Origin of the sequence: Catenibacillus scindens, from assembly GCF_014202115.1 — a bacterium.
In the GTDB taxonomy this organism is placed as follows: domain Bacteria; phylum Bacillota; class Clostridia; order Lachnospirales; family Lachnospiraceae; genus Catenibacillus; species Catenibacillus scindens.
Genome location: NZ_JACHFW010000006.1, coordinates 170,360 through 191,802, shown reverse-complemented (window position 1 = coordinate 191,802; position 21,443 = coordinate 170,360). Strand labels below are relative to the sequence as shown.

Annotated in this window: 16 protein-coding genes; 11 read left to right on the top strand and 5 right to left on the bottom strand. The window is 48.3% G+C overall.

Annotated elements, in window-relative coordinates:
• Nucleotides 1-326 precede the first annotated feature (326 nt).
• From HNP82_RS09365 to HNP82_RS09345, 5 genes are all read left to right on the top strand, one after another.
• Entirely contained in the window at nt 327-1,718 is a 1,392-nt protein-coding gene (locus tag HNP82_RS09365) for an MFS transporter (RefSeq protein ID WP_183773688.1), read from the top strand.
• A gap of 283 nt (nt 1,719-2,001) precedes the next feature.
• On the top strand, nt 2,002-4,935 hold the full coding sequence (locus HNP82_RS09360) for a leucine-rich repeat protein (RefSeq protein WP_183773686.1): 2,934 nt from the start codon (nt 2,002-2,004) through the stop codon (nt 4,933-4,935).
• A 177-nt stretch (nt 4,936-5,112) separates the two neighbouring features.
• Nucleotides 5,113-7,017 carry a DUF4214 domain-containing protein gene (locus HNP82_RS09355; protein WP_183773684.1) on the top strand — a complete coding sequence of 635 codons (1,905 nt, stop codon included), beginning with the start codon at nt 5,113-5,115 and terminating at the stop codon, nt 7,015-7,017.
• Between the two features lie 255 nt (nt 7,018-7,272).
• Nucleotides 7,273-9,120 carry a DUF4214 domain-containing protein gene (locus tag HNP82_RS09350; RefSeq protein ID WP_183773682.1) on the top strand — a complete coding sequence of 616 codons (1,848 nt, stop codon included), beginning with the start codon at nt 7,273-7,275 and terminating at the stop codon, nt 9,118-9,120.
• A 446-nt stretch (nt 9,121-9,566) separates the two neighbouring features.
• On the top strand, nt 9,567-11,567 hold the full coding sequence (locus HNP82_RS09345) for a heavy metal translocating P-type ATPase (protein ID WP_183773680.1): 2,001 nt from the start codon (nt 9,567-9,569) through the stop codon (nt 11,565-11,567).
• A 151-nt stretch (nt 11,568-11,718) separates the two neighbouring features.
• Here the strand turns inward: HNP82_RS09345 and HNP82_RS09340 are convergent, their stop codons facing one another.
• A complete protein-coding gene (locus tag HNP82_RS09340) occupies nt 11,719-11,937 on the bottom strand; it encodes a cation transporter (protein WP_183773678.1) in 219 nt (72 codons plus the stop codon).
• A 242-nt stretch (nt 11,938-12,179) separates the two neighbouring features.
• On the opposite strand from HNP82_RS09340, the gene HNP82_RS09335 reads away from it, so the two are divergent.
• The 6 genes from HNP82_RS09335 (at nt 12,180) to HNP82_RS09310 (ending at nt 16,222) form a co-directional block, all read left to right on the top strand.
• A complete protein-coding gene (locus tag HNP82_RS09335; RefSeq protein ID WP_183773676.1) occupies nt 12,180-12,545 on the top strand; it encodes an ArsR/SmtB family transcription factor in 366 nt (121 codons plus the stop codon).
• Between the two features lie 26 nt (nt 12,546-12,571).
• A complete protein-coding gene (locus HNP82_RS18390; protein ID WP_183773673.1) occupies nt 12,572-13,447 on the top strand; it encodes a helix-turn-helix domain-containing protein in 876 nt (291 codons plus the stop codon).
• Nucleotides 13,448-13,465: 18 nt separating this feature from the next.
• Nucleotides 13,466-14,401, top strand: coding sequence for an alpha/beta hydrolase (locus HNP82_RS09325; protein WP_183773671.1), 936 nt, complete (start codon nt 13,466-13,468; stop codon nt 14,399-14,401).
• A gap of 67 nt (nt 14,402-14,468) precedes the next feature.
• Nucleotides 14,469-14,951, top strand: a complete 483-nt coding sequence (locus HNP82_RS09320; RefSeq protein WP_183773669.1) for a hypothetical protein — start codon at nt 14,469-14,471, stop codon at nt 14,949-14,951.
• 31 nt (nt 14,952-14,982) lie between these two features.
• The gene (locus tag HNP82_RS09315) at nt 14,983-15,468 is read left to right on the top strand and encodes an RNA polymerase sigma factor (RefSeq protein WP_183773667.1); all 486 of its coding nucleotides are present in this window, start codon (nt 14,983-14,985) and stop codon (nt 15,466-15,468) included.
• Complete coding sequence (locus HNP82_RS09310; RefSeq protein WP_183773665.1) at nt 15,461-16,222, top strand: anti-sigma-I factor RsgI family protein; 762 nt, start codon at nt 15,461-15,463, stop codon at nt 16,220-16,222. The genes HNP82_RS09315 and HNP82_RS09310 overlap by 8 nt, the downstream gene beginning before the upstream one ends.
• A gap of 21 nt (nt 16,223-16,243) precedes the next feature.
• On the opposite strand, the gene HNP82_RS09305 is transcribed toward HNP82_RS09310, so the two are convergent.
• The 4 genes from HNP82_RS09305 to HNP82_RS09290 all read right to left on the bottom strand — a co-directional run bounded on the left by HNP82_RS09305 (nt 16,244) and on the right by HNP82_RS09290 (nt 20,867).
• Nucleotides 16,244-16,696: a GNAT family N-acetyltransferase gene (locus HNP82_RS09305; RefSeq protein ID WP_183773663.1), complete on the bottom strand. Its 453-nt coding sequence runs from the start codon at nt 16,694-16,696 to the stop codon at nt 16,244-16,246.
• 13 nt (nt 16,697-16,709) lie between these two features.
• Complete coding sequence (locus HNP82_RS09300) at nt 16,710-17,129, bottom strand: MarR family winged helix-turn-helix transcriptional regulator (RefSeq protein WP_183773661.1); 420 nt, start codon at nt 17,127-17,129, stop codon at nt 16,710-16,712.
• Nucleotides 17,130-17,226: 97 nt separating this feature from the next.
• Nucleotides 17,227-19,038, bottom strand: coding sequence for an ABC transporter ATP-binding protein (locus HNP82_RS09295; protein WP_183773654.1), 1,812 nt, complete (start codon nt 19,036-19,038; stop codon nt 17,227-17,229).
• Complete coding sequence (locus HNP82_RS09290; protein ID WP_183773652.1) at nt 19,029-20,867, bottom strand: ABC transporter ATP-binding protein; 1,839 nt, start codon at nt 20,865-20,867, stop codon at nt 19,029-19,031. Before HNP82_RS09290 ends, HNP82_RS09295 begins: the two co-directional genes overlap by 10 nt.
• Nucleotides 20,868-21,443 lie beyond the last annotated feature (576 nt).

Below are 21,443 nucleotides of genomic sequence, written 5' to 3'. Positions count from 1 at the left end.
GGTCAAAAAGTCACTTATATTAGTGAAATTTTGACCTTTTTTGGCCTGAAGACTTCGACGGAGGTTAAAAAAAGATAATATAATCGTAAGAATGAACGATGAAAAAAACGCGAAGGCAGACTATACTAATTAACGAAAAATTTGTCAAATATGTAACAGAGTGAAGGAGCGGCAAAGCATCTTGAAAAGAATCAAAGAAGCGTCCGCTCTTTTGGATGTCAGCCTGGCGGCAGAGTATTGGGGGGCAAAACTCTGCAAAATAAAACTTTCCGGATTCCGGAAATTTTATAAAAAGACACAAAATTACATGCTAGGAGGAACTTAAAGTGAGTAACCAAAGCACAGCGGTCTCGGCTCCGAGACTGAGCAAAAGAGTATTGTTTGCTTACGGCTGCGGCGATTTTGCCAGTAACCTGACAAACACATTTATGGGAAGCTATCTGTCTGTATTCTATACCGACGTGGTTGGTCTGCTTCCAGCGGTTGTATCTGCTATTATGATCATTGCCCGTGTTTGGGATGCTATCAATGACCCGATGTTCGGCGCTATTGCGGAGCGTACCAATACAAAACGGGGAAGATTCCGCCCCTACATCTTTTATTTCACACCGTTTCTGGCACTGGCGGCCGTATTGACATTCACTACCATCGGTGGAAGCGGCGCGGCGATTTACGCGGCCATTACCTATATTGCGTATGGTATGCTGTATACTGTTGTTAACCTTTCCTATGGTTCTCTGTCCACAGTTATGACAACGAACCCGGAAGATATCGCTCAGCTAACAAGCTGGAGAATGATGGGAACAAATTTAAGTTCCGTTATCCTTTCTGCAGTATCTCCTATTATTATGGGCGCTATTTCCGGCGAGGCTGGAAACTTTAACGCCACCAGCTATACAATTACTATTTTGATATACGCAGTTGTATCTGTACCTTTGTTTTACTTTGTTTATGCCAACTGTAAAGAGACCGTTAAGCCGGTAAATGCGGGGAAACCGATTCCTATTTCCCAGAGCCTTAAAGCGGTTGTCACAAACAAACCCCTTATGCTCGTATTCGCCATGATGCTTTTCGCTATGTTCGCCATGTTCGGGCGTCTCGGCGTTGTACTGTATTACATCATGTATGTTATGGGCAAACCTCAGTATATCAGTCTTTTTATGTCACTTCCGTCCATTATGACGGTTATTGGTATTTTCCTGACAAAGAACTATGTTATCAAATGGGGTAAGAAGAGAGTTGCCGCCATTGGCTACATCGGTTCCGGTATTACACTGATTATCATCTACTTTGTATCACCGACAAACCTTCCGGTGCAGCTTGTGCTTCACGCGATTTACGGTTTCTTCTGCTTCACGATTCCAATCCCGATGTCTATGATTCCGGAATCTATCGACTATCAGGAAGACCGCATCGGCGTGCGTACCGACGGTCTGGCATATGCCGCCACATCCCTTTCCACTAAGATCGGAAACGCTTTTGGTCCGGCAGTTGCCCTTCTGATCATGGGCGCTTTTGGTTATGTGGGTACCGCTCAGCAGCAGACTGCGGAAGCTCTTGCAAGTATTAACTTTTCCGCAAACCTGATGTTTGGTATTTTCTACCTGCTGGCTCTGATTCCGCTGGCTTTCTATCCGCTTAACGCTGAAAAGAACGCCAAGATCCGGGCAAGCCTTGACGCTAAGATGGCGGCAAAAAACGCTGAACAAAAAGGCTGAATCATAAGACGGAACAATCACATGTAAGTTTATATTGCAATCAAAAAAGTCACCGCAGACCGGTCGTGAGAAAGGCTGGTCTGTGGTGTTTTTTTTCTCCTCAAAAATGTCCTCAGATTGAAAAAATATATTCGTTTTATTATAGTAAACATATAAACTGCGCTCCGCGCGGTGTCCTCACACATGAAAGCAGACGGTTTGCGTTTTCACGGCTGGGGGAGGTAAAAAAAGACAGGAGGTGGGAAATTAAAAGAAAAAATGAATGACAGGGAGGAGGAGAAAAATGAAAAAAAGATGTTTGAAATGTGCGCTTTTGGCGGTACTGGCCATAGGACTGATGGCATTTCCGGTTTATGGAGCTGTCGGACAGGAAGTGGAAGATGCCCCAGAAGAACTTCTGGCAGAGGGCTATATGCTGGAAGCAGAGGGCGGGGAGCAGGATTTGCAGGAAGTGGAAATTTTAGTCGACCAGTATGCCGCGTCGTCTTATAATTCAGGCGGAGTAAAATTGACTTTGGATGATCAGGGAGTGCTGACGCTTTCTGGAAATGGTGCCATGGTGGATTACGATTATACATATAATGTGCCATGGCAAAACATAAAGTCTCAGATTAAAAAGGTGATTGTCGGCTCAGGTGTAACTAAGATCGGGAAATATGCATTTGCAGAGTGTACTAATCTGGAAAGTATAGATTTTTCCGGAGCAGCGTCTCTTGAAACGATAGGAGAGTCCGCCTTTTACGGCTGTACCTCTCTTTCTGACGTGACTTTGCCGGCCTCCTTAAAAACACTGGATATGGCCGCGTTTGCCAACTGCAGCTCTTTAAAAAATATCACTCTGAATAACGGTCTGACCAGTATTAAGCAATATGCTTTCCAGTACAGTGATTTTGCAACACTGACATTGCCGGCGTCTGTGACGGAGTTCGATGCCTATGCGGTGCTGGGAAATACCCAATTGACCGGTGTGCAGGTGGCTTCAGGAAATAAGACATTTTCCTCATCAGACGGCATTGTGTATAAAGACGGCGGCGCAACTCTTGTACTGTATCCGGCAAAACACTCAGGAACCAGCTTTACAGTGCCGGGCAGGGTAACATCTGTCGGGGCATATGCGTTTGGCAGAAATACTCTGCTTCAGAGCGTGGCGGTTCCCAACAGCGTGACAGAACTTGGAGACTCGGCTTTTTACAGTTGTTCCGCTTTAAAAAGTGTTGTTCTTGGCGATGGCATTAAAGAAATTGGATTTTATACTTTTGAGGAGTGCCGAAGTCTGGAAAATGTCACCTTTGGCAAAGGCCTTGAGATTATATGGCACAGAGCATTCACAAACTGTACCAGTCTGAAAGAAATCGTATTTCCGGAAGGACTGCGGGAAATATGGAACAGTTCCTTTTTTGGATGTACTGCCCTGACAAAGGTAACTTTTCCGTCAACATTGGAAATGATCACTTTCCAGGCATTCAGCCATTGTACCGCTCTTCAGAATTTTACCCTGCCTGAAGGCCTGAAGGAAATTAATCGCCAGGCGTTTTACAAATGTGAGTCGCTGACTTATATTAAGATTCCGGACTCAGTAACGCTCATCGGGGAAGATGCCTTTTCGGCCTGCCCCAACCTGGAGCTGGTTTATTCGGATGATCTTAAACCGCAGACCGATGGTTCCTATCTGAAAACGGATACTATTATACTTGAGGGTACTTACAAGTATTCTCTGGCTAATGAAGTGCTGGCGCTTGTAAATCAGGAACGTCAAAATGCGGGTTTAAATCCTCTGTCCATGGATCAGGATCTTTTAAGTGCGGCGATGACCCGGTCATCAGAGACTGCTATTGATTTTTCCCACACCCGCACAAATGGCCTGGAGTGTTTTTCCATATCGACAAAAGCCTCAGCGGAAAATATCGCGGCCGGAAGTTCAACAGCAGCCGGGGTTATGGATCAATGGATGAACTCGGAGGGACACAAAGCCAATATTTTAGATGGACGCTGGAACTCTATAGGCGTTGGATGTTTTGTACATAATGGAGTTACATACTGGGTTCAGCTTTTTGGTTCGGCAAATGCATCGGCTCCGGCTTCTATGGCTGATCAAAATGTTCTGGCTAAGGTAGAGGTTTATCCGGGAAAATATACAATAGGATTGTCCAACACAGACCTTACTTTAAATTCCGGGGATACCAGAGAACTCCGCCCGGTGATCCAGAATCCGGGATGGGAAAGTGTCCGGGCTGTGCTTATCCCTGAAAATTATCAGTGGCAGTCTTCTGATACTTCCGTGGCGGCCGTGAACAGTTCAGGGCTTGTCACAGCGAACAAACCGGGACAGGCGGTGATCACTGTCTCTACGGCTGATGGCACTTATTCCGCAAAATGCACGGTGACGGTCAGCAATCCTTCCGGAGATAATAGCGGAGGAAATACTGGCGGCAACACCGGAGGCGGCACGGACAATGGCGGCGGCGGAGCGCCTGTGGCGGATCGTGAAGGTGTCGCTGCTTTTGTGACGCGGCTCTATGAAAATATTCTTCAGCGTACACCGGATAACGCCGGGCTCAATGCCTGGGTTGATGTCCTGTCTTCCGGAAAGGAGTCCGGGGCCAAAGTGGCGCAGGGCTTTGTGGACAGTACAGAGTTTAAATCCAGGAACATGAGCGATGAGGAATATATTAAGATTATGTATCGGACATTTTTAGGCCGGGAATATGATCAGGGCGGCTTAAATGCCTGGATGTCAGTCCTTGACAGCGGACTTTCCCGTATGCATGTATTTAAAGGATTTGCGGAATCCAATGAATTTACAGGTATATGCAGTGAGTACGGCATTGTCCGTGGAAACGCGGTATTGACAGAGCCCAGAGACCAGAATGAGAACGTGACCAAATTTATTGTCCGCAATTACAGGCTTTGCCTGGGGCGGGAGCCGGATGTGAATGGTCTCAACGCCTGGTGCAGCCAGATCCTTACGGGAGTCAACACTGCGAAACAGGCGGCTTACGGCTTTGTATTTTCCAACGAATTTAAGGGAAAAAATCTGTCTGATGAAGATTATGTGCGGACTCTTTACAGAGTTTTCATGGACAGAGAGGCGGATAACGCCGGACTTGAATCCTGGCTGAAAGTATTAAGAGAGGGAGAAAGCCGGGAACATGTCTTTAACGGATTTGCGGATTCACCGGAATTTCGGGAAATCTGCCAGTCCTATGGGATTTTATGAAAATGTGTATATAGATAGAATAATGATGTTGGGGTCAAAAGGTCATGCTTTTTCATGCAAGCATGAAAAGCATGACCTTGAGACCCTGGCATCATATAATGAAAGGTTCGGGCCGGGGGTATGGGCCTGAGCCTTTTTGAAAACGATGTGACAGACAATTTGAGGGAGGAGACATTAATGAAAAAAATATTAGCAGGGTTTCTCGCTTTATGCATGGCATTAACACTGTCAGCCCCAATGAGCGTCAACGCCAGCGGGCAATACTCCGACAGCGGAAGTCTATCAATGCCCAAAATGAGCCAGGAGGAGATTATAGAGCTGTTGGAAGACAACCCGGTCATCACCTCATCTCCCATTTATGAGGAAGAACCCAGCAGCAAATATCCATACAGCGCGGGGGCGCTGTCATCGGAGGTGCTGTCTGCCATGACCGGGCGCCTGAACGCTATGCGCCGGATTGCCGGACTGCCTGCGGTAGAAAATGATCAGAGCTTTAATGAGAACGCCCAGTATGGCGCGGTTCTGGTAGCGGCCAGCGGACGGATATCCCATTCGCCGAAGCAGCCGGATGATATGGATGACGCGTTTTATGAAAGAGGCCTTCGGGCAGTCAGCAGCTGTAATCTTACGGGGGATGTTGAGGGTATGCCGGTGAGTGCCATTGACGGCTGGATGGATGACAGTTCCGGCAATAATATTCCGGAGCTTGGCCATCGGCGGTGGCAGCTTAATCCTACCCTCGGCAAAGTCGGCTTTGGCTATTGCGATGGGGTCGCAGTTGAAACAATTTATGACCGCAGCGGCGCCGGGTGCGACTATGACTTTATTTCCTGGCCGGCTTCCGGAAATTTCCCGCAAAATCTGTTTAGATGGTACGAGGCATGGAGTATTACGCTGAATCCGCAAAAATATGCGATGCCCGCAAAGGAAGATCTGACGGTTACATTAGAGGACAGTGCGGGGAAAACATGGACGTTCAGCGGTGATCAGACTTACATAAATGTGGGGAATGGACCCTATTTTAATGTGAATCTTGATGAACATGGCGTGAGTAACTGTATTATTTTCAGGCCGAATGTGGATGATATAATGGAATATGACGGCATATATTATGACGGCATATATACAGTGACTGTTGAAGGTTTGAAAGACCTCAGCGGCAGAGCTGTCGATCTTGCTTATCAGGTAGAATTTTTCGATGCAAGTCCGGAATCAGAGCCAGAGACCGAGCCGGAGACCGAGCCGGAAACTCAGCCGGAGACCGAACCGGAGACTGAGCCGGAAACTCAGCCGGAGCCTGAACCGGAACAGCAGACAATTTCTGCTTTTGTCACCCGTCTGTATGAGACATGTTTAGGCCGTACCCCTGACAAAGCAGGTCTGGAAAGCTGGGTCAATGTCCTGGAAAGCGGCCGTGAGGGCGGCGCTCAGGTGGCCTATAACTTTGTGTTCAGCACGGAGTTTAAGAATAAAAATTATTGCAATGAAGACTATATTAAGCTGCTGTATAAGGCATTCCTCGGTCGTGAGGCGGACGCCGCAGGGTTATCCTCCTGGATCAAGGTTATGGAAAGCGGAACAACCCGTGAGGAAGTCTTTAACGGATTTGCCATGAGTACAGAGTTTCGGGGGCTGTGCAGCCAGTACGGCATTAATATCGGCAGTGCCATTGAAGTGCCTCAGTACGGGACAATTCCTTCCGGCCCATGCTCAGCCTGCGGTAAGGAAGCGCCTGTGAAAGGGTTTGTCACCCGTCTGTACCAGATCTGCCTGGAGAGAGAGCCGGACGCCGCCGGCCTGTCTTCCTGGATCAATGCTTTGGTGACTCACGCAAACAGCGGCCGGGATGTTGCCTATGGCTTTGTGTTCAGCGATGAATTTAAAGGCAGAAATTACAGCAATGCCGACTATGTGAAACAGTTGTACCGCGCCTTTTTAGGCCGTGAATCTGATCCTGCCGGCCTGGAGAGCTGGGTGAGACTTCTGGACAATGGAACAAGCCGTGAGGAAGTTTTTGACGGCTTTGTAGGCAGCCAGGAATTTACAGATATCTGCGCAAGCTACGGTATTGTGCGGGGTTAAAAAGACGCCGGCTGACGCTGACCCCAATCCTGCGTTAGAACTTGTGTGCGAGTTTTGATTTTATAACACAGTCACCATGGAGTGGTTTTTGAAAAGGCTGCTCCATGGTGTTTTTTATATAAGTGGACAGATATCTACAGTAGTGCTATACTTTATAAGGAAGCCAGGCGTCAATGCAGCTTGGCGGAAGCGTCTCTTTTAAGTAAGACGCATTTGGTGAGAACAGCTTTAAAATAATTGAGGGAGGAGATACAGATGAAAAAATTTTTTGCGATTGTTCTTGCTTTGTGTATAACATTAACTCTGCCGGCCCCAATGAGCGTCAATGCCAGCGGGCAATATAAGGACAGCGGAAGTCTTTCGATGTCAAAAATGAGTCAGGCGGAAATCGTTCAACTTTTGAAAGATCACCCGGCGACAACGCCATCTTCGCTTTACGCGAAAGAACCCAGCAGTAAAAATCCGTACAGTGCAGGAGAACTCTCATCCCAGCTTTTGTCTGCCATGACCGGACGGCTCAACGCCCTGCGCCAGATTGCCGGGCTCCCTGCGGTGACCAACAGTAAAGAACTTAATGATACGGCTCAGCACGGCGCGGTTGTGCTGGCGGCTAAGGGACAGTTAACCCATTATCCATCGAAGCCGTCAGATATGGATGACGCCTTCTATAAGAAAGGCTATGAGGGGACAAGCAGCAGCAATGTGGCCATGGGCTATGGCCCGGTAGAAGCTATTGACGGCTGGATGGATGACAGTGATCCCAGCAATATAACCATTCTTGGACACCGCCGCTGGCAGCTCAATCCTCAGCTTGGCCAGGTAGGTTTTGGATATTATAACGGCTTTACTCTTGAGAGCGTTTTTGACGAGAGCGGTGAGGCTGTTGACTATGATTTTATTGGCTGGCCTGCTTCCGGAAATTTTCCAACGCAGCTTTTTTCTGGGAGCGAGGCGTGGAGTGTTACATTAAATCCGGAAAAATATAACTGGCATGAACTTCAGGAGGAAGATCTGACGGTCACTGTTAAAAACAGTGCAGGGAAAACATGGACGCTGAAAGGCGGTCAGGACTACTCTCCGGTAGGAAGCGGGGCATATTTTGGATTGTCTAAAGGCGGTTATGGTGTATATAACTGCATTATTTTCCGTCTGGATGGTGTGGATAAATATGAAGGCGTGTATACCGTTACAGTACAAGGCGCGAAAGATTGGTACGGAAATAACGCGGATCTTACATATCAAGTTGAGTTTTTTGACGCAAATTCAGGATCTCTTTCGGACGAGAAACCAAATGATCAGCCGGACAATAATCCGGACAATCAGCCACAGCAGCAAGAGATCTCTGCTTTTGTCACCCGCCTGTATGAGACATGTTTAGGCCGTACCCCTGACAAAGCAGGTCTGGAAAGCTGGGTCAATGTCCTGGAAAGCGGCCGTGAGGGCGGCGCTCAGGTGGCCTACAACTTTGTATTTAGCCAAGAGTTTAAGAATAAAAATTATTGTAATGAAGACTATGTGAAGTTATTGTACCGGGCGTTCCTCGGCCGTGAGGCGGACGGCGCCGGCCTGTCCTCCTGGATCAACGTTATGGAGAGCGGAACAACCCGTGAGGAAGTCTTTAACGGATTTGCCATGAGTACAGAGTTTCGGGGACTGTGCAGCCAGTATGGCATCAATATCGGCAATGCCATCCAGGTGCCTCAGTACGGAACAATTCCTTCCGGTCCATGCTCAGCCTGCGGTAAGGAAGCGCCTGTGAAAGGGTTTGTCACCCGTCTGTATCAGATCTGCCTGGAGCGTGAACCGGATGCTGCCGGCCTGTCTTCCTGGATCAATGTTTTGGTGGCCCACCAGAATAGCGGCAGAGATGTGGCCTACGGCTTTGTGTTCAGCGATGAATTTAAAGGCAGAAATTACAGCAATACCGACTATGTGAAACAACTGTACCGCGCCTTTTTAGGCCGTGAATCCGATCCCGCCGGACTGGAGAGCTGGGTAAGACTTCTGGACAATGGAACAAGCCGTGAGGAAGTCTTTGACGGCTTTGTAGGCAGCCAGGAATTTACAGATATCTGTGCAAGCTATGGTATTGTGCGCGGGTAAAAAGATGTCAGATGACGCTGACCCAAATCCTGCGCCAAGACCCGCGGGCGAGTATTGGATTTATAACATAGTCACCATAGAGCAGTCTTAAATGGGCTGCTCTGTGGTGCTTTTTTTATCCTCAAGAAAGTCCTCAGATTGAAAAAGTGTATTTGTTTTATTATAGTAGATATGAGGGTTAAATTATGTGTATATGAGCATAATAAAAGGTCCGGTCCTGGATTATGGATTCGGGCCTTTTTCCATGCGGTTATCCTGAGACCGTCCATTTAGCCCGAACAGAAGGATGTTTAGCCCAAACAGAAGAAGTGCTTTTAAAACCCTTGACTTGCCAGATAATGTTTTATATTATAATTATATAATTAAACAATTGTTTAATTGTAACTGTGAAGGCACTGAACAGTTACAATGGTTATAGATATTACTGAAAGGAGTTAAGATAAAATATGCAGGAAATTATTGAAACCGGCCTTTTGACCGTAGTTGCCGTCCTGGCCGTGGTATTGCTTGGCATGGGGCAAAAGGACAGCAGCGGTATGACAAAAAAACAGAAGAAAATGTTAAAACGTATTCTGGCTGCAACGGTGATCTTATTGATCCTTCAGTGCCTTGGATCAGAGGTATTTGACCGGATGGGCGCTGCGGGACGCTGGGTCCGTCTGGTGTTTTACATCGTCGACTACGGCATTATCGGCTATGATATTTTGAAAAAAGCCTTTAAGGGAATCCGCAACGGGCAGATCTTTGATGAAAATTTCCTTATGGCAGTGGCCACTGTGGGCGCTTTTGCTCTGGCGATCTATGAAAATGGCGATTATCTGGAAGCTATCGCGGTAATGCTGTTTTATCAGGTAGGCGAATGGTTCCAGAGTTACGCTGTGGGTAAAAGCCGCCGCAATATCAGCGATCTCATGGATATACGTCCGGATTACGCCAACGTGGAAAGGGACGGCAGGTTAGAGCAGGTCGACCCTGATGAGGTGGCTGTGGGAAGTATTATTGTTGTTTTGCCCGGTGAAAAGGTGCCTATTGACGGTGTGGTGGCGGAAGGGACATCCACTCTGAATACTGCCGCCCTTACCGGGGAATCTCTTCCGAGAGATGCGAAAGTTGGGGATGAGATCATCAGCGGATGCATCAATATGACCGGTGTGCTGAAGATACAAACGACCAAAGAGTTTGGCGAGTCCACAGTTTCAAAAATCCTGGATCTGGTGGAAAATGCCAGTTCAAGAAAATCCAGATCGGAGGATTTTATTTCTAAATTTGCCAAAATTTATACGCCGGCAGTCTGCGGCGCGGCCCTGGCCCTGGCGATTTTGCCGCCGGTGATCCGCATGGCAGGCCTGGGACTGGCTCCCGGATGGGAGACATGGATCTACCGTGCCCTGACGTTTTTGGTGGCAAGCTGTCCCTGCGCTCTGGTGATCAGTATTCCCCTGACTTTCTTTGCCGGGATCGGCGGCGCCAGCAAAGCCGGCATTCTCGTGAAAGGTTCCAATTATCTGGAAATCCTCTCCAGGGCAAAAATCCTGGTATTTGATAAAACGGGAACGCTGACTCAGGGAGTATTTGAAGTAAACGGGATACACCACAACGACATGGAAAACGCCAAACTGGTTGAGTATGCGGCTCTGGCAGAGAGCGCTTCATCCCATCCTATCAGCAAAAGCCTTCAGAGAGCTTATGGGAAGGATATTGACCGCAGCCGGGTGACAGACATCCATGAAATCAGCGGAAACGGTGTGACTGCAAAAGTGGACGGCGTTACCGTGGCTGCGGGCAATGATAAACTGATGAACTCTCTTGGGATACCCTTTATTCCATGCCACAGTGTCGGTACCATTATCCATATGGGTATCAATGGAAAGTATGCCGGACATATTGTGATCTCCGATATTGAAAAACCTCATTCCAAAGAAGCGATCCGGGAGCTTAAAGCCGCCGGTGTGGAAAAGACCGTCATGCTCACCGGTGATTCAAAGAAAGTTGCGGATCATGTGGCCGTGGATCTGGGGATTAATGAAGTTTACAGCGAGCTGCTTCCCGCCGATAAAGTGGAAAAGGTAGAAAAATTGCTGAGTACAAAGTCCGAAAAGGCAAAACTGGCCTTTGTCGGTGATGGAATTAATGACGCGCCGGTTCTCCGCCGGGCGGATATTGGTATCGCTATGGGGGCTATGGGATCAGACGCGGCCATTGAAGCGGCGGATGTTGTCCTTATGGATGACGATCCTCTGAAGATTTCCAAAGCAATTAAAATTTCCAGAAAGTGTCTCAGAATTGTTTACCAGAATATTGTATTTGCTATTGGCGTGAAGCTCCTGTGCTTGGTTCTGGTGGCCCTGGGCTTTGCCAATATGTGGCTGGCTGTATTTGCGGATGTGGGCGTGATGATCATTGCCGTATTCAATGCCATCCGGGCACTGTTTGTAAAGAAATTATGAGCATATTATTTATAAAGAAGGAGACGCCGGCCGGTGGGATAATCCACCGGGGCGTCCCCTTTTTAAACATAAAAATACGCCCTTCCGGAAACAGGACTGTGTTGGTTCACCTGTCTGCCGGAAAGGCGTTTATCAGATGGGGGATCTCAGATTAAATATAGATTTCGCAGTCATCCTCAACCTTTTTGCAGTTTTTGAGGACATTTTTCATGACGGCTTTAGGCTCCTGGCCTTCTTCAAATTCAACGATCATCTTTAACGCCATAAAGTTGACGATGGCGTCTTTAACGCCATCAGTTTTTTTGGCGGCGTCTTCCATCTTATTTGCGCAGTTGGCGCAGTCCACATCAATTTTATAAGTCTTTTTCATAATAGCGGCTCCTTTCAATATTATAATGGCCGGCAGCAGCCGGTCAGAAAGTCGTATCGTCTGATGTTGTTAACAATTAAACAACTGTTTAATCTTTACAATATACACTATATTCTCAATAGGTCAGAAAGTCAATACTATGCCGATCAAACTTTCCGTTTGGGGCAAAAATATTTCCGATTGGATTAAGGTTTACAGTTTGAAACTTATCGTGTATGATTAAAAACAGGAGGTATATTTCGATGGAAGAGAAGCAGTTGCCACATAATCACGGACAGCGGATTGAACATTCTTTGGATGAGATGCCGGCGACCCAGGAATTTCAGGCTGTGTCCGATATTTTTAGACAGCTTGGGGACAGCAGCAGGACTCGGATCTTCTGGCTCTTGTGCCACTGTGAGGAATGCGTGATCAATATTTCCGCCATTATGGGTATGAGCAGCCCGGCGGTTTCCCATCATCTGAAGCTGTTAAAGGCCAGCGGCCTGATCGTCAGCCGGCGGGAGGGCAAGGAGGTCTACTATAAAGCGGCAGATACCCAGGCGGCCCAGCTTCTTCATCATATGATTGAAAAGATGGTGGAGATCACCTGCCCCACACTTTCGTAAAGCATAGGACAGGAGGTGGAGTAAAGGTGGAAAAGCCGGTTTTAGAGCAGAAGATGACCCGATACCATGTCTTTCCGGGGATTACTTTATGCTTCAGTACTTATGTAGGAGATAAATGTATCCTGCCCCACGAAGTCCACGATGGCGTCATGCACATTAATCACTGCCGTCAGGGGAGGATTGGCTGGAAAATGAAAGATGATATGACTTTTTATCTTGGGCCGGGGGACTTGCTCCTGCATATGATGGACTGCTGCGCCCGGTCAGAAATGAGTTTCCCCTACGGCTATTATCAGGGCGTCTCTATTGAAGTGGATCTTTACTGTTTGACAGAGAATCCGCCTCAGATCCTCAAAGAGGCAGGGATCAATGGAGATCAGCTTTATGAAAAGTTTTTCTCCAATCAGGGGCGTCCGGTAGCTATGGCCGCCAGCGATAAGATTGAGCATATTTTTTCTGAATTGTACGATCTGCCCACCACCGTGCGGGTTCCTTATTTTAAGCTGAAAGTTCAGGAATTGCTGCTATTTTTATCAATAATGGAAATTTCAAAAAATGTGGAGATTGACCGTCACTTGTCCGCTCAGACAGAGATCATCCGCGAGATCCATGCGCGGATTACCGGCCAGCTTAACCGTAGGTTTACCATTGATGAGCTGGCCAGGGAATATCTCATCAATACATCTACATTAAAATCGGTGTTTAAGGCGGTCTACGGAATGCCTATTGCTTCTTATATGAAGCACTACCGGGTGAATCAGGGGGCGAAGCTTTTGCGGGAGACCGGAGACAGCATTGCCGTGATTGCCGGGAAAGTGGGATATGAAAATCAGAGTAAATTTACGAAAGCCTTTAAAGATATTTATAAGGTTCTCCCCACAGAGTACCGGAAACAGTTTTAACGGAGGAGGAAAATAAAAATGTATATTGAAACAATTCCATTATGGGAGTACCGGAAAGACGTAACTTTAACAACATTTCTCTCGCAGGATGACCCTTTTATTGCGGAGAAATTCCCTAAAAAGCGCCCGGCGGTGATCGTCTGCCCAGGAGGCGGATACCGCAGATGTCCCCGTCATGACAATGAGGGAGATCCAGTGGCTATGACATTTGCTATTGACGGATACCAGACATTTGTCCTGGAATACAGTGTGGCGGATTTTGCGCCTATAGAAAAGACTTTGTTTCCGGCCCAGCTTAGGGATCTGGGAAAAGCCATGCTTACAGTCCGGGATCATGCTCAGGAATGGGGCATTGACACTGAAAAAATTTCAGTGATCGGTTTTTCCGCCGGAGGGCATCTGTGCGGTATGCTGGCTACATCCTGGCACCGGCCCGTCCTCTCTGAATATTTTCACAGAGATCCTGAGGAATTTAAGCCGCTGACCGCTATGCTCATCTATCCTGTGGCCGATTATGTTGAGCAGGAAAAGTTCCGAAAGAGCCGTCCGGATCTCAGAGATAACTTTGATATGAACACCCATGTTTTCGGCAAGGCAGACCCGGATCTGGAAGCGCAGAAAGAGAACAGTCCGGCCTGGCTGGTATCTGAATATACGGTGCCTGTTTTTATCGCGGCGGCCCAAAATGACGGCCTTGTGACCGCGAAAAATTCTCTCTCCCTTGCGCTGCGGCTCCAGGAACAGGGGATTCCCTACGAACTGCATATGTTTGAGCTGGGGGATCACGGGTTTGGCCTTGGAAATAATATTTATGAGCCCTACCGCCAGGACCGGGCTCACGCCAGCAGAGCATGGCTGCCTCTGGCAAAGACATTTCTTCTCCATCATATCGCGCCGGAAACTGCAGAAGATGAAAAAAATCCTTTTGAAGATCCGGAAAATTTTTTGAAATAATGAAAGGATATGCATTTCTCAATCGTATTATAAGTGAAAAGGATAAAAGAGATTGGAGGAATGCATAATGAAAAAGATAATTTTAGGAATTTCGTCGGCGGTCTTAATTCTTGGACTGAGTACGACAACGGCATTTGCTTCCGGACACGGAAACGGGAGCTGGTATCCTGGCGGCCATTGCGCGGGACTTTGCGCGGTTTATGATGACGCTCGGTGTTACAATAGAGACGGCGTCTGCGACTACCATGACGCTGCGTGCAGCTACCGTGACGGGGAGTGCGATTACCACGATGGCTCCTGCCTCCGGGCTGACGGCATGTGCCACACATTTACAGATGAGGATGGCAACGGTATCTGCGATTACCGGGAAGGCAGCGCTGTGTCTGACGGCAGCGCCGGGACAGATGTCGCGGCAGATACTACGGCGCCGTCAGATCAGCAAAGCGGGGCAGCCCAGAGCGACTGGCAGGGAAGTGCCGGCCAGAGCCAGTACCGCCAGTATCAGCACCATGGATATGGTCATCACGGGGAGCATTCCCGGTGCCATTAAATTATGGTCAGATTAAAGGATGTGACAGTCTATGCGGAGTGAAGAAGATGCGGAAAGGGCCATAGAGCTGTATGCAGATACCGTGCGTCGGATCTGCATGGTGCATTTGAAAAATTATCCGGATACAGAAGATATTTTCCAGACGGTCTTTCTAAAATATGTTCTTCACTCTGAGCCATTTGAAAGTGAAGCTCACAAGAAAGCCTGGATCATCCGGGTGACGATCAACGCCTGCAAAGATCTGTTAAAGAGCTTTTTCAGAACCAAAACCGTCCCTCTGGATCAGGTGGGGGAAATTCCCCGCCGGGACCCTGGGGGCGGGAATGACATTTTTGAAGCTGTTTTGTCTTTACCTTCCAAATACAAAGATGTGGTTTATCTCTACTACTATGAAGAGTACAGTGCTGTGGAAATTGGCCGCATCCTTGGAAAAAAAGTGAACACTGTTTATACACTTCTGGCCCGGGCCAGAACTTTGCTGAAAGAGCGGTTGGAAGGAGGGACACAAATTGAGTGAACCGTGGAAAGAAGCCTTTGACCACATACACGCCGAGGAGGCGCTGAAACTTCATACAAAAGAATATCTTCAGAAAAAAGTATATCGCCCGAAAAAGTCATTCCGCCCGCTATATGGGGGACTTATCACAGTCTTTTGCCTGATGGCTCTGGTGATTTTCGGGGGATACGGCCTTTACATGACGCCGACGGCCTATATCAGTATTGATATTAACCCGTCCATGGAGCTGAGTATTAACCGGTTTGACAAGGTTATCGCAGTGGATGGATATAATGACGATGGAAATCAACTGGCGGAGACGGCGGATGTTATCCACATGAATTACCTGGACGCTGTGAATAAAATTATTTCTGATGAGGATGTCAGTGGATATCTTTCTTCTGACGGCGTCCTGTCTCTCACTGTTGCCGGGGAAAATGACAGCCAGTGCCAGCAGATATTATCAGAAATGGAAGAATGTACTTCCGGCCATGAAAATGCCCGGTGCCACATGGGAAATACAGAGGAAATGGAGGCGGCCCACGGCGCGGGCCTTTCTCTTGGAAAGTACAGAGCCCTTCTCAGACTTCAGGAACTGGATCCTCAGGTAACAGCGGAGGATGTGAAAGATATGTCTATGAGAGAAATCTGGAACTGGATCGACAGCCTTGCGGGTGAGTCGGAGAGCGGCTCTCAAAACAGCGGCGATACCACTTCCGGCAATGGGCAGCATCATGGCGAAGGTGCCGGGCATTCCCATCAACATGATGAGTAAAAATGCTGATCCGGAGAATGTTTACGCCAAAGTTTTCTCAAGCTGGATATTGACCCGCTCATATTCCATGTAATCAATGGGTACTTCTTTAAATCCCGCTTTGGCGTAAAGATGCATTGCCGCGGACAGAATTTTATTTGAAACAATGAGGAGCTTTCTGGCGCCGTGATCTTTGGCGTAGTTCATACATTTTTCCAGCACGGCCCAACCGGCCCCTTTACCCTGAGCCTCTTTGGCTGTGGCAAGTTTACAGATTTCCCATATATGATTTTTGCGGGGAACGATCATGCAGACCGCGATGGGCCGCTCCTGTTCTAATGCAAAGAAAACCGCGGCGCCATTGCGGATCAGTTCCTCTACGTTATTCAGCATTTCGATATCCTGGGGTTCTGCCTTAAAATATTTCTCAATCCACTCAAGGTTCAGGTTGATAAAATCCTGCTTCCACTGACTTTTGTATGCTGCAATCTCCATGTTTACAACTCCTTCAGATATTCAAGATGTCTTCAATGATCCGCATGGCGTCGACCAGACGCTGCTGATCCTGAGGGCTGATCCCCTCTAATAATTGGCGGATCTGGTCCGCGGCCTTCCGGGACAGGTCATCTACCTGCGCTTCTCCCTGGTCTGTCAGGTATAAATGGTAGGATCTTCCGTCCTGCGGGGATTTTTCTTTGATTAAAAATCCCAACTGTTCCATCTTTTTGATAATTCTGCTAATGTAACCTTCATTCAGGCGGAGGGTTTTTCCGATTTCTCTGGCAAAACAGCCGCTGTGCTGCTGGATTTCGTATAATATCCGTATTTCCGTTAAGGAGCGGCTGGTGCCAAGATAAGTATTGCCAAGGACGCCGAGGGACGCAGTGTAGGACCTGTTAAATTGTCTGATAAATTCTATTTTTTCCATAGGATGATTTTAGCAAAAATACTTGCTAAAAGCAAGTATTTTTTTCCTGACCCAAAAGCCGCAACTCTTTGTCCCGGTCATGTTGGCGGCTGAATGGTTACGCGCTATGCTCCTCCTGAAACTGCTGGCGGCAGAGATGATAGTAGTATCCCTTCTGATCAAGAAGTTCCTCATGTTTGCCTTGCTCGATGATCTTCCCGTCGCGGACCACAAGGATCAGATCTGCGTGGCGGATGGTGGACAGGCGGTGGGCGATAATAAAGGAAGTACGGCCATGGAGAAGTTTCTCTGTGGCCTTTTGAATGAGCTGCTCGGTCTGGGTGTCAATGGAGGATGTGGCCTCGTCTAAAACAAAGATGGCCGGATCGGCGATGATGGCCCGGGCAAAGGAGAGGAGTTGCTTCTCTCCGGTGGACAGGCGGCTTCCGCCTTCACCTACGTCCGTCTGATAACCTTTTTCGAGGCGTTCCACCACCTGATCCGCAGAGACTGCTCTTGCTGCGGCCCGGATATCCTCATCAGTGGCGTCCAGACGGCCGTAGCGAATATTTTCCTCAATGGTTCCTGAGAAGAGATGAGGGCTCTGGAGGACATAGCCGATATTGCTGTGGAGCCATAGCTGGCTCCGCTCCCGGTAGTCCCTGCCGTCAATGAGGATTTTGCCGCCGGTTGGCTCAAAAAAGCGGCAGGCCAGATTGACCAGGGTGCTTTTTCCGGCGCCGGTCTCCCCCACAATGGCGATAGTGGTTCCGGCGGGGACCTTCAGGTTAAAGTGGCTTAAAACTTCCTCATTGCCGTCAGGATAATGGAAGGACACATCCTGAAACTCAATATCCCCCCGGATAGGCTCCCAATTTTCCTTTTTGGGATTAAATGTATCGCCGTACTTTTCAATGACTTCCGGTGTGTCGGAGACGGTAGGCTCCTGATCCAGAAGTGTCATGACCCGCTCAATGTTAGCCTGCATGGAAATCAGTTCCGCCAGATTTCGTGCGAGTTGCTGGATAGGCTCAAAAATACCGACGGCGTAGGAGGTAAAGGCGGACAGGGTGCCGATGAGCATGAGCTGCTCCTGGACCATATGGCCGCCCCGTCCGAGGACGATGGCTGTGGCCAGAGCGCCGCAGAACAGGATTAGGGGTACATAAACGGCGCTTAAACGGGCGGCGTGGACGGCGGCAGAGCGCATCTGGGAGGTCAGCCCCTGAAATTCTTTCAGATTTTTGTCCTCGATGACTAGTGTTTTTGAAGTCTGGGCACCCATGATCCCCTCATTATAACCGTTGGTGATCTTGGAGTTGATTTTGCGCACATGCCGGTTCCATCGCAGGATCTTGTTCTGGAAATACCATGTGAGCAGGGCCAGAGCAGGAACAATGAGCATAATGATCAGCGCCAGTTTCCAGTTGAGGGCCAGCATGGCAACAAATACGCCCAGAACATACACCAGGGCCCACATCATATCAGTAAAGTTCCATGCCGTCATACCGGCGATCCGGTCCGTATCGCTCATGACTCTGGACAGGATATAGCCTACCGGGGTCACATTGTAATAAGAAAACGAAAGTTTCTGAAGATGGACAAAGCAGGCCCGCTTCATAGTCTTGCTCACAAGCATTTCCAGGGAGGCGCTGCCCCGGGTAAATATAACAACGCTGATAAACTGAAAAAGGACGATGGCCAGATAGACCAGGCCAAATCTCCAGATGCCGTTAAGTGTTTTGGCGTTAATAAAATGATTGATGGCGTATCTTTGGAATAAAGGCAGGACAATGTCCACAAGAGAGCAGGTCAGATTAAAGACCAGGATCAGGGCCACTGTCTTTTTGAATGGTTTTAAAAAGGGCAGGACACGTTTCCATATGCGGATGTCAAAATTTTTCGTGTACTCCTGTTCATCTATTCGCATGCAATCCCTCCTTTCAATGCTTCGTCGTCCAGATTCATCTGGATATCATAAATTTTACTGTAAATACCGCCCTGGGCCAAAAGCTCCTCATGGGTTCCCATTTCCGCAACCCGCCCATTGTCAAGGACCATAATACGGTCGGCCTCCATGAGAGTCGTGATCCGGTGGGAAATAAGGATTACTGTGCTTTTACCCATAGATTCTTTCAGGGCGGCGCGGATCTTCACATCGGTCTCGGCGTCCACAGCGGACAGGGAATCATCAAAGACCATTATGGGGGCTTTTTGCATAAGCATACGGGCAATGGCCACTCTCTGTTTCTGACCGCCGGACAGAGTGACGCCCCGCTCGCCAACCATGGTTTCGTAGCCGTTTTCAAACTGAAGGATTGCTTCATCTACACAGGCAATACCGGCAGATTCACGGATTTCATGGGACTGAGGATGTTCTTTGGCAATAGAAATATTTTCGCCGATAGTGCGGGAGTAGAGGAAGGGTTCCTGGAGGACCATTCCAATATTTTTCCGAACCCAGCCTTTCTTTATATTTTTTATATCCACGCCGCCAATGGTGATTTTGCCGCAGCCTTCATCCAGGTCATAGAGGCGGTCAAGAAGATGGACAATGGTGGACTTGCCGCTGCCGGTGCCGCCAAGAATGGCAAAGGTACTTCCGGCGGGGATGGTAAAACTGACGTCATCCAGCACCGGAGCGTCCTGCTCGTAGGCAAAATGGACATGCTCAAAGGAGATATCCCTGTCCATGGGAACTTCTTTTTCCCAGGGATCATCCTGTTCTTCCTGGGCGTCCAGAATGTAGGTGACGCGGTCAATGGACACGCCGGCCTTACTCATGTTGGACAGCACCCGGCCAAGGCTTCGGATAGGCCAGGCCAGGGAGGCATTGTAAGACACAAATGCTATAAGATCTCCCAGGGACATCTGACCCTGGACCGTAAAGACTGTGCCCGCGATGAGGATAGTCATGGCCTGGGCACCTGTGAGAAAATCTCCGGCTCCCCAGTAGACACTCATAAACCGTCCCACCCGGATCCACAGATTAGCAAAACGGTCATTTTTCTCATCGAAACGATGAATTTCATACATTTCCCGGCCGAAGGCCCGAACAACCCGGACGCCGGTAAGGTTTTCCTGAACCTTGGCGGTCAGATCGCCCTCCGCTTCATCCGCTTCCAAGAAGGAGCTTGAAATTTTTGAGTAAAAGTAAAGGGAGTAGCCCACAACCACCGGGATAAAGGCCAGGGCGATGAGGCTTAACTTTACGTTCATGGAAAACATAATGGCCATGTACAGCACAACAAGAAAGACGATGCGGATGACTTCCATGAGCTGGCTGCATATAAACTGTCGGATGATCTCCACGTCATTAGTACACCGCTGGATAATATCTCCGGTGCGGTTTTTTCCGTGCCAGCTATAAGGGAGGCGCTGGATATGACGGTAAAGCTGATCTCTCATGGATTTTAAAAATCCTTCGGAACCTTTGGCCATAAAAACATTGCTGAAATAAGTAAATATTCCGGCGCAGGACGCGCTGATAAGGACTGCTGCGGCAGCCAGAATCAGAAAATTGCCCTGTAACTGGCCGTCAGGTAAAAATTGTGAAAAGACAGCCTGGATAATGCCGTCACCGGATGTGCCTTCGCCGGTGAGATGATCCACAGTAAAGCGGATGATCTGAGGTGTCAGGGCGTTAAACAGGGTAGTCAGCATTCCGGCGGCAAGGGCCAGAATAAGGAAATGTCCGCTGCCTTTTAGAAACCGGGCGATGTCCCGGAATTTCTTCATGGATTTTCCAGATGCATTCATAAACATTCTCTCCTCCGTTCTTTGTATTGTACCGCTCTATGAGCGGGAAAACAAAAAAAGCACCTCCGCATATAGAAATACGGAGATGCTTATTTTTTTGCCTGTTTTGCCGGGCGCGCCCGGTTATCCTCTATAATATTTCGTGCGTCAGACCATGGAAAGGATGCGCAGGCTTTCAAAAGCCGCAAAACCTCTCCCCGGAACGCAGTGTATCCTACCTGTCAGGCAGGCGCAAAACGTTAAAGGCAGACAGTATGGCTCCATATTTCTTATGGGAAATATTTTTGTTTAAATAGTTCTGATGAAATAAACGATTGGTTAAGGTCATACTGTCCGCCTCCTTTCTTTTTATAGTATACAGCGGTGTCCGCTGCTCATGATTCATCGTTTACCGCGCGGCATATTTTACCGTCGCTGTGTTATCGTCAGACAACTTTCTATAACTATACACCCTTGGATTAGGGCCTGTCAATAGAAAGTTTTATAATAAATCAGCCTGCCCATTCCTGATGGCTGAACTGCTGTAACAGTTCAGCCGCGCCATTCGCAAAGTCGCGCTGACGCGCTGACCCGCGG

Bases quoted from the DNA above. Each gene is read 5' to 3' on its own strand.
- HNP82_RS09360 (WP_183773686.1), top strand. From the start codon at position 2,002: ATGAAAAAAAGATGTTTGAAATGTGCGCTTTTGGCGGTACTGGCCATA.
- HNP82_RS09355 (WP_183773684.1), top strand. From the start codon at position 5,113: ATGAAAAAAATATTAGCAGGGTTTCTCGCTTTATGCATGGCATTAACA.
- HNP82_RS09350 (WP_183773682.1), top strand. From the start codon at position 7,273: ATGAAAAAATTTTTTGCGATTGTTCTTGCTTTGTGTATAACATTAACT.
- HNP82_RS09345 (WP_183773680.1), top strand. From the start codon at position 9,567: ATGCAGGAAATTATTGAAACCGGCCTTTTGACCGTAGTTGCCGTCCTG.
- HNP82_RS09340 (WP_183773678.1), bottom strand. From the start codon at position 11,937: ATGAAAAAGACTTATAAAATTGATGTGGACTGCGCCAACTGCGCAAAT.
- HNP82_RS09335 (WP_183773676.1), top strand. From the start codon at position 12,180: ATGGAAGAGAAGCAGTTGCCACATAATCACGGACAGCGGATTGAACAT.
- HNP82_RS09325 (WP_183773671.1), top strand. From the start codon at position 13,466: ATGTATATTGAAACAATTCCATTATGGGAGTACCGGAAAGACGTAACT.
- HNP82_RS09320 (WP_183773669.1), top strand. From the start codon at position 14,469: ATGAAAAAGATAATTTTAGGAATTTCGTCGGCGGTCTTAATTCTTGGA.
- HNP82_RS09315 (WP_183773667.1), top strand. From the start codon at position 14,983: ATGCGGAGTGAAGAAGATGCGGAAAGGGCCATAGAGCTGTATGCAGAT.
- HNP82_RS09305 (WP_183773663.1), bottom strand. From the start codon at position 16,696: ATGGAGATTGCAGCATACAAAAGTCAGTGGAAGCAGGATTTTATCAAC.
- HNP82_RS09300 (WP_183773661.1), bottom strand. From the start codon at position 17,129: ATGGAAAAAATAGAATTTATCAGACAATTTAACAGGTCCTACACTGCG.
- HNP82_RS09295 (WP_183773654.1), bottom strand. From the start codon at position 19,038: ATGCGAATAGATGAACAGGAGTACACGAAAAATTTTGACATCCGCATA.
- HNP82_RS09290 (WP_183773652.1), bottom strand. From the start codon at position 20,867: ATGAATGCATCTGGAAAATCCATGAAGAAATTCCGGGACATCGCCCGG.